The organism is Metallosphaera javensis (ex Hofmann et al. 2022), assembly GCF_022064045.1.
Classification (GTDB): domain Archaea; phylum Thermoproteota; class Thermoprotei_A; order Sulfolobales; family Sulfolobaceae; genus Metallosphaera; species Metallosphaera javensis.
In genome coordinates this window covers 159,247-173,034 of the sequence record NZ_JAKNCW010000002.1, presented here as the reverse complement: position 1 = coordinate 173,034, position 13,788 = coordinate 159,247, and the positions used below count along the sequence as shown (strand labels likewise).

Below are 13,788 nucleotides of genomic sequence, written 5' to 3'. Positions count from 1 at the left end.
AGATAAGTCATTAAACTTTGGAGAACTCCAATAACACCATGAAAGTTAGATGCACGAGATGTGGAAGAGAAAGAGAAGGCACAGAGGTAAGATGCAAGTGTGGTGGAGTTTTCAAGGTTGAAGTGGACATCCCTTTCTCCAAGAATCTCAGGGAGAACTTCCCTTATGTCGAGAGATGGGTTTCCCTGGGAGAGTGGAACACGCCCTCCATCTCTGTGGATGGATTCACGTACAAGCTGGACTTCCTTAACCCCACGGGCTCGTATAAGGACAGGGGATCAGTTACCCTAGTTTCCTACCTCTCTCAACTAGGGATAAGGGAGATCTCCGAGGATTCCTCAGGTAATGCCGGAGCTTCCATAGCTGCATATGGAGCCATGGCTGGAATGAAGGTAAAGGTTTTCGTGCCTTCAACCGCAAGGGGAGGAAAGCTAAAACAGATCGAATCCTACGGAGCTGAAGTGATAAGGGTGGAGGGCACAAGAGACGACGTATCCAAGGCTGCAGAGAACTCTGGAGCCTATTACGCGTCCCATGTACTTCAGCCTGAGTTTAGAGATGGAATTAGATCGCTAGCATATGAGATAGCCAGGGATAGAGGATGGAAGGCTCCCGGAGAAGTGTTTCTACCCACTTCCGCCGGTACCCTTCTGCTGGGTGTATATGAGGGGTTCAGACACCTCTTGGGGGAAGGGATGATTGACAAGATGCCCAAGTTGATTGCCGTTCAGACAGAAGAGGTTAGCCCGGTGTGCTCCAAGTTTAAGGGAATAAGTTATACTCCACCGAGCAGGGTAACCTCCATCGCTGACGCTTTAGTATCAACAAATCCTGTGCTTCTGGACGAGATGATTAGGGTTCTTCGTGAGACAGGAGATTGCGTTATTGTGAAAGAAAACGAAATAATTGACTCGTGGAAGTACCTCTCCAAGAAGGGTATACTGGCAGAATATAGCTCCGCCGTAGCTTTGGCAGGAGCTAGGAAATATGAGGTATCCGATCCAGTGATAGTGCTTACAGGTAATGGACTCAAGGTTATTTAAACACGAGATCGTCAAGCTAATTTATTTTAAATAAAATTCACGAATAATAACTGTGTCTCCTTTATAAACTCCAAAGAAAAATTAACAACGTTAATCATTATGCAATCTTATAAACTAGAAAAAGAATGAAGATAAGATAGAAAAAGACTTGGCTAGTTGTTTATGATCCGATTTTCAGTTTTGGGATTTAAAGGTGGAGTTGGAAAATCGACTATTGCTTATCTGCTAGCTAAAAAGTTGGCTGAAAGGTATAAAGTAACCCTTGTCGACAGGGATAATACAAATACTATAGGAAGACTTCATGGACTCAACGATGGTCTGATAAATGCCCTGACCGAAGGTAGGGAGGGTAATTTCCTGACTAGACGAGGAAATCTTCAAGTATTGAGCCTGACAAGATTCTTTCCCAGAACTATTCCTACCCCCGAACAGATAGCTCCCCTATACAGGGATATACTCAAGGGTAGTGACATTGTGATAACCGATAATCCTCCCAACTTGGATGAGCTGTGTGAACTCGAGTATAAGGCTTTCTGGTTAGCTACTGGAGACGCCCATTGTAACAGCATTTTCGTCACAACCCCGGGAGTTGCCCTCAGACTTACCCTTAAACACATGAATGAGGTTCCTGCTCTTTTGAAAACGTGGGTTCCTGATACACGTTACTTCAGACTAACTGCCCTAGTCATAAACATGGTCAAGGGAGAGGTAGAGGAAGTCCCGGTTGAGAGGAAAGTGATTATCCCGTTCCACAGGGATATGTTCTATAAAGGGCTTCAGTTGGATTCGAACCTTCCAGGAATTGAAAGACTGGCTGAGATGACAGAACAGGCCATACAGCTCAACTTGGTAAGCGAGGAGGAGTGAGCTTATTGTAGAAATGCTTAAAAAGGTGTAATTCACACTATCTATTTTAAGTGATGGCAAATGCTATACAGAAAGGTCTTTGAAGGTATTGCCTATTCCATAGTGGAGGACGACGAAGCGTCCATCGTGTTCTTGGAGGGTAAGCCCGTTGCGGGCTCCTGCATAGAACACGGGAACCACGAGCTGTTTGATGTAAATTGTCCCCACATGGAACAGCTACTAAAGAAAGTTTTTTCTTGAACTAAAATTTGTACGCAATAACTGCTATTTCTACTAGGGATCCCCTGGGTAGATCTCCTACCTGAACAGTTACCCTCGCTGGAGGTTTTTCCTTGAAATATTTGGCGTACACCTCGTTGAACTTAGGGAAATCCTGAAGATTCTTGAGGAAAACGAAACTCATGGTTACGTTATCTAGGGTCATTCCGGCGGAGGAGAGGATTCCCTTGAGGTTCTCCATGACCTGCCTGGTCTGTTCCTCAATTCCTCCCTTAACCAGCTCATTTGTCTTTGGATCCAGAGGAATCTGACCTGATACGAAAAGAATCCTATCAGTTAGGACAGCCTGAGAATAGGGACCTATGGGTTTTGGAGAGTTCTCGGAATAAATTATTTCCTTCATGGGGTATGATCCTCGTGGAAATTAAAATGACTTCTCCCCTTCTACCCTGTTCTATAGCTTAAAAATGACTTCTAAATTAAATCATATGCAGTTGAAAATATCATGGGCTGATCTCCCCTCCGAGGTCATCCCTCACTCCAGCAACGATAGCGATGAAGATATGGACGTGGTGTCCTCAGCCCTGATAGATACGCTGATTCAGAACATGCCAAGCGAAATAGTGGAGCTTGATCCCGGAAGAATCATTATGGCATCTCTCCTTTCCAGCAGACTCGTGTCGGGGATTATAGATTACCTGGAAGGGAGAAGATGGGGAGGAAAGTACTATTCGGGTGACGTATCGGCGACCCTGGGAGAGACCATGGCCTATGCAGTTCTGGAGAAAAAATTCGACGTTAAGTTCCTTGACGTTATTCCCCTGAGGCAGGTGAAGTACCTGGGTTTTTCTCCCGATGCCATGATAGATGTAAACAAATATCCTAAGCTCCTCTCATTCCTGGGAGGAAAGGGCCTACTATTCCTGAACGCGAGGGGGTCCTACAAGTGGTCTCAGGCCTGGCTCATGAGGAATCTGAAGAGAGACCTTATACAGGTGGAGAAGGTCAGATACCCGGACAATTTCGCCATGCTTACGTACCTGTACAGGGATGAAGAATGGAAAATGATGATGGTGGTGATAAGACCTTGAACTGTATGGAAGAAATTGGGAAGGCGTACTTCCTGTCGTGGGTTGGTGACAGGGGGTACGTGGAAAGGGTAAGGAGGGAATGTCTCAAGCAATTTGAGGAGCCTGCACTGAAGGAGGAGTTGGCTAGGGTAGCTGAGATGGTAAAGAGGGATTGGGAGTTTCCACTATTCCTGAGAGATCACGGAATAGATAGCCACAGGCTGGTCAGGGCAGCAATTCATGAGTTCCTTGAGAGATTGGGCTTCACCACTGAACCTAGCACGATTGAAAGTTTAGGGGACGTAAGGTTCAGTGTAAGTGACCTTGAGTTTGTGAAGATAGTGAGGGGTTACTGCGAGAGTTGTACAGGCTACAGATTTGAGAGCAACGGAAATGGATTTGGAATAAGGTATGAGAAACTAATATACGCGGAAACTAGAGGAGACGTCAGGGAAATGATAAGAAGGTTGATTGAAAGGAGATAACTTCGGACCAGGAACAAAAGTGTAAACCTCAGCTCTTGCAACCAAAGCATCACAGTTCACTGAGCCTGGAAGCTCATCATCATTCATGATATCGTCAACTAAATATTATTTTCTTCACTCCTAATATTTCCCCATGAACGTCCTAGAGCTCACAAAGGATGATCTCTCACCTAACCTGGGAATAATACCTGTGGGAAGCCTAGAACAACATGGTCCCCATCTTCCCTTGGGAACAGACTCCATAATAGCTGAAGCGGTGGCGCAGAGGGTAGCCCAGGTGGAAGGACTCCTTCTATTTCCCACCGTCTATTACGGCTGTTCCATAGAACATGGTAGTCTTCCCCATGTATCCCTTGACGACGTGAACTTCATCAACATGATCAGCGATATCCTAGAATCTGCTGTGAGGCTGAACGTGAAGGGAATTATTCTGGTAAACGGTCACGGAGGTAACACTCAACTGCTTAAGGTCGCGGTCAGAAGAATTAACTTCAGGCAATCTCAACCCCTGGTGATGCTGGCTGATCTTCGCGAAATCGACCTCTTCTCCAGATATCAAGACCTTCACGCGGGGAACGTAGAGAGCTCCTTGCTGATGTTTCTCAGACCTGAACTGGTGAGACAGGACAGGATTCCCACAAAAACCGTCTTCTCTCCGCTCACGTTCACGTTATTCACCTCCGAAAAGGGAGGAAGCGACGGAGTTGTGGCAGACAGGGTTGAGCCCAGCAGGGAGCTGGGAGAAAGGGTATTCAACGAAATGGTTGAACTTGTCACAAGGAAAGTGAATGAGTTAAGATCAGTCTTAAAGTTTTAAACGGTCTCTTTCCCCACGAGAATCTTGGAACACTCCCTGATTCTTGGCTTAAGCTGTAGGGAAAGGATTCCCTCATAACTTGCCTCTAGAATAGTGCCCTTGGTTATCTTTATCCTGCCTATTCCGTCCGGGCTCCTAAATCTAAACTCTATTTCCGTAACTATCCCAGGATTAACCTTGAGGGTCCCGGATAACATTATGGCTTCCCTTAACTTGAAGGCCCATTCTAGATCTGAGATCTTTCTCATTTCCACGATCTTTCCCATGCACTTCAAAAAATCCTCGATATCTATCATAGCATTACCACCACGTCCTTACAGTCATATTTACGTTGAATCAGAGGCTTCAACTTCGTCTGAAGGGTTCCTGCAATACATTCAAGGTACTTAGTGTTCTCATCATCTACTTGACCAATTCTATATGAAAACTTAAAGATAGACACTTGGGATGGGGGCTTATATCTCCCCAGCTGATCTCTCCAAGCGTCAACCACAAAAACCTTAGCAGGATTCTCAAGCACCACTATTACATCTTTCCAGTAAATGTAAGGGGCTTTCAGGGAAGGCGTGTAACTCCACTGAATTGTGGGCCTGATAATCATCCATACATCTTCCTCTCAATATTTCTCATTCCCAAAGAGGTCACAATGGCAACAGCATTGAAAATCATGGCCACAACTCCACTCCCCATAAAGGGCAATTCTGTTGCTGCATCAAACGGGTTATCTGGTTTATGCCCAAGAACTGAGGCAAAGATTACTCCCATTAGAACGATGACCAACACTGACTTCACAATATTCATCGCATAGATTCTGTTAAGCATGAGCTGAATTCCCAAGATTACAACTGCATCAAACATTACTGAAAATATGGGAGTCCCAACTTACAGTGCCAGCAACAGGATATTTGGTACCTCAAAGGAACCCGATACGTCATAGACGTAAGCTGGCCTCGAAAGTAGCTCTGATAATGGCTAACGTCATGAAGACGACAGCAGCTGTCGAGGAAAAGAAGTACGATACAATCGTTGCATATCTGAAGTAATTAAATCTCGGATCTGGATTTTGAGCCATATAATTCAAGTATATTTTCTAGAAAATCTATATAAAATTTTCTTTTTGGTCTAAAGGTATTTTGATCACTTCGATAAGGAAATGAACTCTTTTTAGAGAAAGACATTACCAGTTTTAAAAGATTGAGGATATGGTAATCTAGATTTTGAATGATCTAAAGAAGGTAAAGAGAATTAAACTTTTCTTTGAATTTTATTCTTAAAAATTGAAAACCTTCACCTTATCATTGAGCCAACTTGCGTCCTGTGATCTTCTCTCAGGTTAGCTCAAAACTTTAAAGAGTGTTAAAGATATATTATCATAATGAAAAATGAGTCAAGAAAACTCGTGATTCCCTGCGAGACTGCTATGAGGGATGTGATCCCAGCAATCAAGGCACTTCTGGTTAAGGAACTGGTTAACCAAGGCGAGTCCCAGTCCCATGCAGCCTCACTCTTGGGTTTAACTCCCGCTGAAGTTAGTTACTACCTGAAGGGAAAGAGGGCTGAGGGAGAATGCAAGGCGATCTTAGAGAAGGACGAGGAGTTCATGGAAATGGTGAGGCATTACACAAACAAGCTTCATGAGGCCGACCAGGTGAATATTTGTCCCCTTTGTAGTCTGGCCAGAAAGAAGTTAGGGATAATGGACTACTCCTGTCCGTATGACTGGTAGTTCTTCAGGATGAATTATCAAGCTAGGACCGTTCTCTAGAACGGCTACCCATGTTGTTAGGATTTAGGGAGCCTTTAACCTGAAATACACAACTAGCCGACAAGGTCTCGAGAATGTAGCGGTTTCCCATAATGGTTGTGGAGAATAGATTAAACTTCCCATACGGGAAAACCTACTCCTTTAATTCAATTCCAGAACTCCCTTAACCTGATCCTCGTCGTACTCCAGCTTGAAACCCAGCTTTTTCCCTATCCTTATCATTGGATAGTTCTCGGGAAGGGTGTAAAATCTAACCCTATGGATACCCATTTTCTTTGCCCTCCTTATCAGCTCAGCTACCAGCTCAGTCCCAATACCCCCTCTCCTCTGATTGGGCTTGACCGCAACAGAGAACTCTCCGTCGTCATAGAGGGTGGCCTCTCCAACCACCTCACCGTCTATCTCTGCCAATAGCGTGATATGATCCTGCCTGCTGAAGAGCTGTTCTATCTCCTCGTGAGAGACCCTGTGAAATGAGAAAAAGCGCATGTACAGGTCCTCTGGAGTGAGAGACTGATACAGCCTGTAAACCCCCTCTATATCGCCTCTGGTTGCCTCCCTGATGGTCAAGGGCAAACTTATACTCTCCGACATAAGTTTATGTTTCTATACTAGAATTTAAACTCTTGCCATTCCCCCAATAGGCACTAGTCGATTGTGTGGAGCTTGAGTAAGTTAGTCCTCCCGGATTCCATCTTGGGATCCCCGGCCACGATAACCACGTTTCCCCTAATTCCCAGTTCCTTGCATTTACTCTCCAGGATTGACACCAGATCATTGAGATCGCTTGCCCCTTCCTCGAGCGGTATGGAGACAACGCCCCAACAGAGCTTGAGTCGTCTGGCCACCTTCATATCTGGGGTGAAGGCCAGGATCATGGCCCTCGGTCTCAGTCTAGAAACCCTGATGGCCGAAAGACCGCTTCTGCTGTGAACTGCTATCACGTGGGACTTGGAAAGTTCACATAATGACGAGGAGGCATAGGCAATTGCGTCATCTGGGCTTCTCATGGGCGATGGGCTGAGGGGTTTTACCTTATCCTCGGAGGAGGAGATGATCTGATCCAGGTATTGCACTGCCTCAACTGGGTACCTGCCCACCGCTGTCTCATCGCTGAGCATTATGGCGTCCACACCCTGATAGACAGAGTTGGCGATGTCGATTACCTCTGCCCTAGAGGGCAGGGGGTTACTCACCATGGACTCCAGAACCTGTGTGGCGAGAATCACTGGCTTACCCAGCTGTTTTGATATCCTGATTATCTTACGTTGAATGTAGGGCAAGTTCTCCAGGCCGATTTCCACTCCCAGATCTCCACGAGCGACCATTACACCGTCACTCTCCTCCACGATCCTGAAGAGCCTCTGCACTGCCTGCCCTTTCTCGATCTTCGAGATAACCCATGCCCTCCCGTTTATTTTCTCCTTGGCCCTCATGACGTCATTTTCGCTGAGCACAAAGGATAGGCCCACGTAATCTGCCCCTAGGGATAAGGCATCGTCCATCAACTTGAGATCATTTTCGGTCAATCCGGAGTCCAGCGTCATATCAGGAATATTGATACCCTTCCTGGAGGTGAGGGTGCCAGGGGTTAACACTACTCCCCTGACCTGGTTGGAGGAGACCTCAGTTATTCTCACCTTTATGAGTCCATCTGCCAGCAGAATTACTGAGCCCGGTTTAACACTTCTATAGAAGAGCGGTTCCTGAACCACTATTCCCTCGTCTGGAGAGAATAGAACTTCTTGGCCTAGGGACAGTTCAATCTTTCCTATATCCCCTACCCTGAGCTTGGGACCTGGAAGATCAGCAAGGATGGAGGAGTTGGGGGCCTGAGTCTTCAACAACTCGAAATACCTGGAATGAGACTCGTAATCCCCGTGGGCCAGGTTCACCCTAAAAATGTCCACCTTATCCCTGAGCTTGGGAATTAAACTCTCGGAGGAAGGGCCTAGGGTGGCGACAATCTTGGTCCTTCGTGTCATGTTATTCTTGAGAAAACCTGGTTAATATCTCTACAAGCTTCCTTTAATCCCTTCTCGCAGGCCTGCTTTAGAAGTTCCTGTTCCTTCTTCCTGTTACCTATCTTTCCATAGGCCGTGGCCAACTTCACGAGGAAGGGTGCAGGGATTTCGTTCATCTCCGTGAGTAACTTATCCAGCTGATCCTCCCTTCTTTTCTCCACAAGAGCTGAAAGGGCCATATCCACGAACTCCGAGTTCTCTCCGGCCCTCATGAAGCAGAATATCACCCTCTTGAGGTTACCGCAGGCCGTGATGTCAAATATCTTACCTATGGATTTCAGCGTTTCAACAACGTAGGCACAATCTGCAGCGTCAATGACATTACAGATAACCCAGTTAGCCTCCTTTATGTTGGAGGAATTCACATGTTTCCCAATTATTTCGACTCCCTGCTTCACGTCTCCTGAGATAATCTTTTCCTTAGCTTCCATTAGGGATTTAACTAGTTCCCTGCTCTCAGTTACCATGAGTAATATACCGTACCAAGGCTTAAATGGTTATACCATAATTTTCCTTAAGAACTGTATTAGGGACTAGAGCGTAACCTTTCCACGTATCTGGAAATGTATCCAAGCGTGTTTCTCCTCCCCAGAACCAGCTCACTGGCGTAGTAACCCATAGCTGGCGCGTAGCTCCATCCCAATCTGCACGCACCAGTGGCAATAACAACGTTATCCAGTTTGCCGATTATGGGGAAGCCGTCCGGTGAGCATGGCCTGAAACCCATGTTCTTGTCTATCACCTCCCCGACCTTCACCAAGCCTGAGACCTTTGACAGAATATCCGTTCTCCATTCGCTTCCATAGTCGGCTGAAAACCCTCCTGTGATCTTGATATGATCCGAGAGTGGAGATACGGCAACTCCTTCATCAACAGTCACGAATGCACCCTTTATCTTGGAACTGCCTTTAACCCAGGCTCCGTAACCTTTGAATGAGGTTACCGGTAACCTGAGAAACTTAGTAATCCAGACTCCGTTTGCGAGGACTATGGCGTCGAATTTCTCGCCGTTGATGGTATACCCATTGAGATCTGGTGAGGCCTCCTCATTACGAAAACTCACCTTTAACTGAGCCAGTTCTCGAGTTATTCTTTTCACAAACTTCTCAGTGGCAATCCTGCTCAGTTCTGGAAAGAATATTCCCCCAGCAAACCCAGGAACTTCAGTTACCTCAAACTTGGGTGAAAAAGGGCTACGTTTCTCCTCTTCCTCGCCCTTTTCCAGGTCCTCCTTACGCGTGTAGATCTCCAGCAGACCATCGTTATAATAGTCGAAATCGTTCCTCTCTTCCGCCATTTTGGCGTAGGCCTCAAGGGAGAACCTCGCCATCTCCCTCATCATCTCCCATGCCTCCTGAGGTGGTTGCTTATTCAGGGAGGAGAGGAGCTCGACCACCCACATGGAGTTCAGTTGCTTGACTTCCGTGACTCCTCTCCTCATGAAACGTAACATCTTCACTATCATGGAGGTTGTATTAATCCTGTCAAAACGATAAGGTTCTATTAGCCCTGCTGCATGAACAGAGTAGTTGCCCGGCGCAGGATCATACACAGTTACGGATGCGCCTTCCCTCGCCAGAAAGTAAGCTGTCATTAATCCAATGATACCGCCACCCACAACTCCTACCTTCATTTTAACTCCTCCAGGATTCTCCTTGCCCTCAAGGAAAGGGAAGACTCTCGTTCTGTGAGCTCTTTCAAATAAATAAGATTTTGCTCAACGTCTTCACTGGTGAGTATGCCCTTCTCCACGAGAAACTTCGCCGTTGACCACGCCATCATCCTAATTCCAGGCTTCCTGATTTTCAGGAACTCCAGCAGCCTCTCCCTGTCCCTTAGACCAACTATCCCCAGGTTCACCAGTACGGGAAGAAGTTTCCAGGCCTTTTTCCTCACGGTGGGATAGTAACTCCTTAGCATCCTCCAGAAATGTTGCCTGAGTCCCACAAGCTCCTCCCTGGAAAGGAGGCCCAGTTCAATGACCTCCCTCACGTGTTGCCATGCAGTGAGTTTTATCCTGTCCGATCTTGAGGAAAAAGCCTTCTCAAGGCCCTTTACCTCCAGCTCCTTATACAGGTGGAGGTGTTTCCAGGCCTCCTCCCTCACTCCCTGAACTCTGCTCCAGAGGAGGGAACGAAGGTAAAGCCTTATACCCCGGAGTTTCTGGGGCTCTTCCCTCATTATCTTTTCCATTCTTTGCCATTCTAAATTCCTGGTCTCTGGATCCAAGCTCTTTAGGTTCCTAGGATTCAGCTTAACCACCTGACGCTGTCTGCACCACAGTGAGTTTTTCCCCATCCTTAACCTTTTCGTCCTCCAGTAGAGGTACTCCATCCCTGAGTACAACTGAGCCCTGAACAGTGAGCCCCAATTTCCTCACAAGGTCCCTCACTGTGGAATTGGGGTTTAACTCCACCTCCTTCTCCCTCTTCTCCCTGGGTAGGTACACGATAACCTTCATCTTCCCAGCCTAAAGGTAGGCAGAACCCCTATATTTAGCCATCACCAGCGCCCTGGAATAGCACTCGAGTGCCTGATTGGTGATGGCGTTCCATCTGAACGTGGTATCGACCTTCCTTATAGCGTTCTCCCTGATCCTGTCCCAGGATTTCTCCTTCACGCTGGAAGATACCTGGTTGAGCAATTCCCTGTCTCCTGTTTCGCTTGCCTTGGACAGGAGCAGGGCGTCCGTCAGGCTGGACCTCAAAGCTTCAATATTCTCCCTCTCAGTGAGGAATCCATTACCGTTCTGATCAGCCCTTACGTCATCAACTATCTCAGTTAAACCTCCCACGGCCGATGCCACCAGGGGCGTACCAAGTGCCATGGCTTCTATGGCGGTAATACCAAAGGGTTCCCATCTGGACGGCATTGCCATCACTGAGGCTGAATAGTGCCATAGCCTGAACATGTTTTGATCCATGGTGCTCACTGCGAGAATCCTCACGTTATCCCTAAGCTCCGACGCCCTATCCACTATGTCCTGCAGAAGTCCGTAATCGTCTGAGGGAATTCCCATGACCACCAGTCGCGCGTCCGGAACCCTCTCAACAACGCCCCTAAAGGCCCTCAGTAGCAGATCAATCCCCTTCTGATAAACCAATCTACCAGCGAAAAGTACCAGCTGACCCCTTTGAAGAGGCTCGTAACTCCAGTCGTCCCTGATTCCGAGTCTACCTCTGTTGGCCCACAGCACGCTCCCTGTGGTGTAGTCTGAGGGAACAAATCTGTTGCTGGAGAGGGACGCGAATAATTTCTCCCTTATGCTAGCCCTATTGTCCGTTCCCATTGAGGAAAGTGCGTAACCCTTGACCTGATTGATGTCCCAATCCGTACCATTGTAGATCACACACGACTTGTTCTCGGCGAAACTGCCGGAGAAGGGAAGCACGTCATTGAACAGGTAATTCTTGCTCACGGTGGTGATGAGGTCCGCCTCATAAAACCCGAACCTCTCAATTTTTCCCTCGCATGAATCCCAGAGATTCCTGGTGCTGTTCAGCACGTGCTTCGAGACCATCCACACGTAGTGGGCGTAATTCTCTAGTCCGGCCCAGTCCTCTGAGGCGAAATGCCACGGTGCGCCCACCCTATTGAGAAGATGAACAGTGTAAACCAGTGGAACTATCACCCTCCTTTCCTCCAAACTCATCTTGGCCCTCACTCCAGGGAGAACCGAGTGCCAGTCATGAGCGTGAATTAGTGAAGGAATGTTCTCCAGGTTCAGAGTGGAGACGAGATGCTCAACTCCCCTGGTAAGCAGGGCGGACTTCTCCATGACATGATCATAAACGCCCCAGGAGTCGATTATCTTTCCCGTATCGTAATCCAGCCCCTTCACGAGGATCATCTCCACCCCTTCAATCTCTCCCCTCTCGAAACCGAGCCTGAAGGGATAGTTACCTCCATCCAAACCCCTCCTGTTTCCCGTGACTGACGTGGGTATTTCCTGGAGCTTTAACTTACTCCTGTAAATCCCGTCCAGATGCCTTCCGTGACTTGGCATTATCACTGTAACTTTCTTTCCCATCTTCGCGAGAGAGGTGCTTAGGGCATAGACTGCAGAACCTAGTCCCCCGGAACTGGTTATTCCCCTGAACTCAAATGAGATCATCCAGACACTCTCAATGGACTCCGGTATCCAGAAGGATTCCATCCTTTTCATTGTAACCACTCCTTCAGATACTTCAGGTGATCCTTGAGTGATTCGTCGCGTTTAACTATTTCCCTGAACTGGTTCTCATCCCACGCAACTCCAACCCTCTTCCCGTCCTTGTAGAAGAAGAAGGGCTCGTTCTTTATCCCCAGCTTTTCAAGTTCATCGTGAAGGAAGGAGTTGATGGCATAGAACTCGTTCAGGAACGCATCTATGGGTGAGTTATAGGCATTGAAGTAGGAGTGAACCTCTCCTGGACCTCCCCCTTCCGTGAAGAGATAGTAGTAGTTGTCGCTGGTGGTGAAGTATCTCCACGCCTTCAGGAAATCTCCTCCTAACTCCTTTGAGGTCATTTCAGACCTTCTCACTGCCTCATCGTAGGCCCATTGCATTATGTTTCCCAGCCAGCTCGTATGATCCTTCCTGATGTCGGCCCAGGATGAAGTTCCTGTAACCTCAAGGTCGTAATAGGGACTGCTCTCAACCTCCCTAGGTAGGGTCATCTCCACTCCCTCCCTGTTGAGTTCCCTGGGCAACCACCTCAGGAACTCCAAGATACCGCTCTCCTTCCAGTGATGTTCCCCAAAAGTCTCGTAATCCACGAACACCGTGACAACCTGGCCCGGCGAGGCCTTAATCCAAGAGGAATATTTCTCCGCAGTGAGTGGATATTGATCCCAGTTGGGATTGGAGAACCTGAAGGCTATGTCATCGCTCAGGGTGAAGTTCCTTGGAAGGATGGAGATTTTACCGCCCTTCCTCCTGTACACGAAGTTAGGAGACTTTCCCTTCAGTACTGACTCCTTTCCCTCCATCATGATGCCCTTGAACCCCATGCTTTCCGCCTCCTCCACCACAGCCAAGTTGGTCAGGAGCTCAGTGTTCTCGAACGTGACTGGCGTCTGTCCCAGAAGGGATCTAACGGTCTCAGCGTGAAGCCTTACCTGCTCCCTCCATTCCGTCCTGTCCTCCCACATGGAGGTAACAGAGTGATAGTAGGTCTGGGCTAGGAACTCGACCTTACCTGTGCTTGAAAGTAATTGAAGCAGGTCAAGAAAGTCCCTACCCCATCTCTCCGCCTGTTCCAGTAGAGTTCCTGACACCGAGTAGAAGAACTTCACCTCCCTTCCCTCATCCTCTCCCGCCTCTATCTCCTCAAGGATGATGTTCGTGGCGGGAATGTAACACTTGGCCCTCACCCTTTCAAATATTTCCCTATTGAGCCTGTCGTCGAAATATTTATCCTGTGGAGACCCCTTGAACCTTGGATTCCAGAACGCGTCCTTCCTGATCCTGAACGGTTGATGAACCTCAAAGCCCATTATTACCTTGCTAGTCATAA

At 47.5% G+C, this 13,788-nt stretch carries 19 protein-coding genes; 7 read left to right on the top strand and 12 right to left on the bottom strand.

Going from position 1 to position 13,788, the window contains the following annotated elements:
• Nucleotides 1-38 precede the first annotated feature (38 nt).
• The 3 genes from L3N51_RS02725 (at nucleotide 39) to L3N51_RS02715 (ending at nucleotide 2,150) form a co-directional block, all read left to right on the top strand.
• Entirely contained in the window at nucleotides 39-1,043 is a 1,005-nt protein-coding gene (locus L3N51_RS02725) for a pyridoxal-phosphate dependent enzyme (protein WP_238025318.1), read from the top strand.
• Nucleotides 1,044-1,205: 162 nt separating this feature from the next.
• Entirely contained in the window at nucleotides 1,206-1,910 is a 705-nt protein-coding gene (locus tag L3N51_RS02720) for a ParA family protein (RefSeq protein WP_238025317.1), read from the top strand.
• A 60-nt stretch (nucleotides 1,911-1,970) separates the two neighbouring features.
• Complete coding sequence (locus tag L3N51_RS02715; protein ID WP_012021347.1) at nucleotides 1,971-2,150, top strand: hypothetical protein; 180 nt, start codon at nucleotides 1,971-1,973, stop codon at nucleotides 2,148-2,150.
• Between the two features lies 1 nt (nucleotide 2,151).
• Here L3N51_RS02715 and L3N51_RS02710 read toward each other — a convergent pair whose 3' ends face one another.
• Complete coding sequence (locus tag L3N51_RS02710) at nucleotides 2,152-2,532, bottom strand: RidA family protein (RefSeq protein ID WP_238025316.1); 381 nt, start codon at nucleotides 2,530-2,532, stop codon at nucleotides 2,152-2,154.
• 85 nt (nucleotides 2,533-2,617) lie between these two features.
• On the opposite strand from L3N51_RS02710, the gene L3N51_RS02705 reads away from it, so the two are divergent.
• The 3 genes from L3N51_RS02705 to L3N51_RS02695 all read left to right on the top strand — a co-directional run bounded on the left by L3N51_RS02705 (nucleotide 2,618) and on the right by L3N51_RS02695 (nucleotide 4,501).
• Nucleotides 2,618-3,220 (top strand): hypothetical protein, encoded by a 603-nt coding sequence (locus L3N51_RS02705; protein ID WP_238025315.1) that lies wholly within the window; start codon nucleotides 2,618-2,620, stop codon nucleotides 3,218-3,220.
• Nucleotides 3,221-3,225: 5 nt separating this feature from the next.
• On the top strand, nucleotides 3,226-3,684 hold the full coding sequence (locus L3N51_RS02700; protein WP_238025378.1) for a hypothetical protein: 459 nt from the start codon (nucleotides 3,226-3,228) through the stop codon (nucleotides 3,682-3,684).
• A gap of 133 nt (nucleotides 3,685-3,817) precedes the next feature.
• Complete coding sequence (locus tag L3N51_RS02695; protein WP_238025314.1) at nucleotides 3,818-4,501, top strand: creatininase family protein; 684 nt, start codon at nucleotides 3,818-3,820, stop codon at nucleotides 4,499-4,501.
• Here the strand turns inward: L3N51_RS02695 and L3N51_RS02690 are convergent.
• The 3 genes from L3N51_RS02690 to L3N51_RS02680 are packed head-to-tail and all read right to left on the bottom strand — an operon-like array spanning nucleotide 4,498 to nucleotide 5,359.
• Complete coding sequence (locus L3N51_RS02690) at nucleotides 4,498-4,797, bottom strand: hypothetical protein (protein WP_238025313.1); 300 nt, start codon at nucleotides 4,795-4,797, stop codon at nucleotides 4,498-4,500. The two genes, L3N51_RS02695 and L3N51_RS02690, sit on opposite strands and share 4 nt — an antisense overlap.
• On the bottom strand, nucleotides 4,794-5,102 hold the full coding sequence (locus L3N51_RS02685; RefSeq protein WP_238025312.1) for a hypothetical protein: 309 nt from the start codon (nucleotides 5,100-5,102) through the stop codon (nucleotides 4,794-4,796). Before L3N51_RS02685 ends, L3N51_RS02690 begins: the two co-directional genes overlap by 4 nt.
• Entirely contained in the window at nucleotides 5,099-5,359 is a 261-nt protein-coding gene (locus tag L3N51_RS02680; protein ID WP_238025311.1) for a hypothetical protein, read from the bottom strand. The genes L3N51_RS02685 and L3N51_RS02680 overlap by 4 nt, the downstream gene beginning before the upstream one ends.
• 517 nt (nucleotides 5,360-5,876) lie before the next feature.
• On the opposite strand from L3N51_RS02680, the gene L3N51_RS02675 reads away from it, so the two are divergent.
• Nucleotides 5,877-6,227, top strand: coding sequence for a transcriptional regulator (locus L3N51_RS02675; RefSeq protein WP_238025310.1), 351 nt, complete (start codon nucleotides 5,877-5,879; stop codon nucleotides 6,225-6,227).
• Nucleotides 6,228-6,407: 180 nt separating this feature from the next.
• Here the strand turns inward: L3N51_RS02675 and L3N51_RS02670 are convergent, their stop codons facing one another.
• The 8 genes from L3N51_RS02670 to L3N51_RS02635 form a co-directional block, all read right to left on the bottom strand.
• Nucleotides 6,408-6,860: a GNAT family N-acetyltransferase gene (locus L3N51_RS02670; RefSeq protein WP_238025309.1), complete on the bottom strand. Its 453-nt coding sequence runs from the start codon at nucleotides 6,858-6,860 to the stop codon at nucleotides 6,408-6,410.
• 53 nt (nucleotides 6,861-6,913) lie between these two features.
• Nucleotides 6,914-8,251, bottom strand: a complete 1,338-nt coding sequence (gene pyk / locus L3N51_RS02665; RefSeq protein ID WP_238025308.1) for a pyruvate kinase — start codon at nucleotides 8,249-8,251, stop codon at nucleotides 6,914-6,916.
• Nucleotides 8,248-8,757: a DUF1955 domain-containing protein gene (locus L3N51_RS02660; RefSeq protein ID WP_238025307.1), complete on the bottom strand. Its 510-nt coding sequence runs from the start codon at nucleotides 8,755-8,757 to the stop codon at nucleotides 8,248-8,250. The genes pyk and L3N51_RS02660 overlap by 4 nt, the downstream gene beginning before the upstream one ends.
• A gap of 59 nt (nucleotides 8,758-8,816) precedes the next feature.
• Entirely contained in the window at nucleotides 8,817-9,923 is a 1,107-nt protein-coding gene (locus L3N51_RS02655) for an NAD(P)/FAD-dependent oxidoreductase (RefSeq protein ID WP_238025306.1), read from the bottom strand.
• Nucleotides 9,920-10,483 carry a hypothetical protein gene (locus L3N51_RS02650; RefSeq protein WP_238025305.1) on the bottom strand — a complete coding sequence of 188 codons (564 nt, stop codon included), beginning with the start codon at nucleotides 10,481-10,483 and terminating at the stop codon, nucleotides 9,920-9,922. Before L3N51_RS02650 ends, L3N51_RS02655 begins: the two co-directional genes overlap by 4 nt.
• A gap of 61 nt (nucleotides 10,484-10,544) precedes the next feature.
• Nucleotides 10,545-10,751 carry a MoaD/ThiS family protein gene (locus L3N51_RS02645; RefSeq protein ID WP_238025304.1) on the bottom strand — a complete coding sequence of 69 codons (207 nt, stop codon included), beginning with the start codon at nucleotides 10,749-10,751 and terminating at the stop codon, nucleotides 10,545-10,547.
• 9 nt (nucleotides 10,752-10,760) lie between these two features.
• Nucleotides 10,761-12,455: a glycosyltransferase gene (locus tag L3N51_RS02640; protein WP_238025303.1), complete on the bottom strand. Its 1,695-nt coding sequence runs from the start codon at nucleotides 12,453-12,455 to the stop codon at nucleotides 10,761-10,763.
• Complete coding sequence (locus tag L3N51_RS02635; RefSeq protein WP_238025302.1) at nucleotides 12,452-13,786, bottom strand: glycoside hydrolase family 57 protein; 1,335 nt, start codon at nucleotides 13,784-13,786, stop codon at nucleotides 12,452-12,454. The genes L3N51_RS02640 and L3N51_RS02635 overlap by 4 nt, the downstream gene beginning before the upstream one ends.
• Between the last annotated feature and the right edge of the window lie 2 nt (nucleotides 13,787-13,788).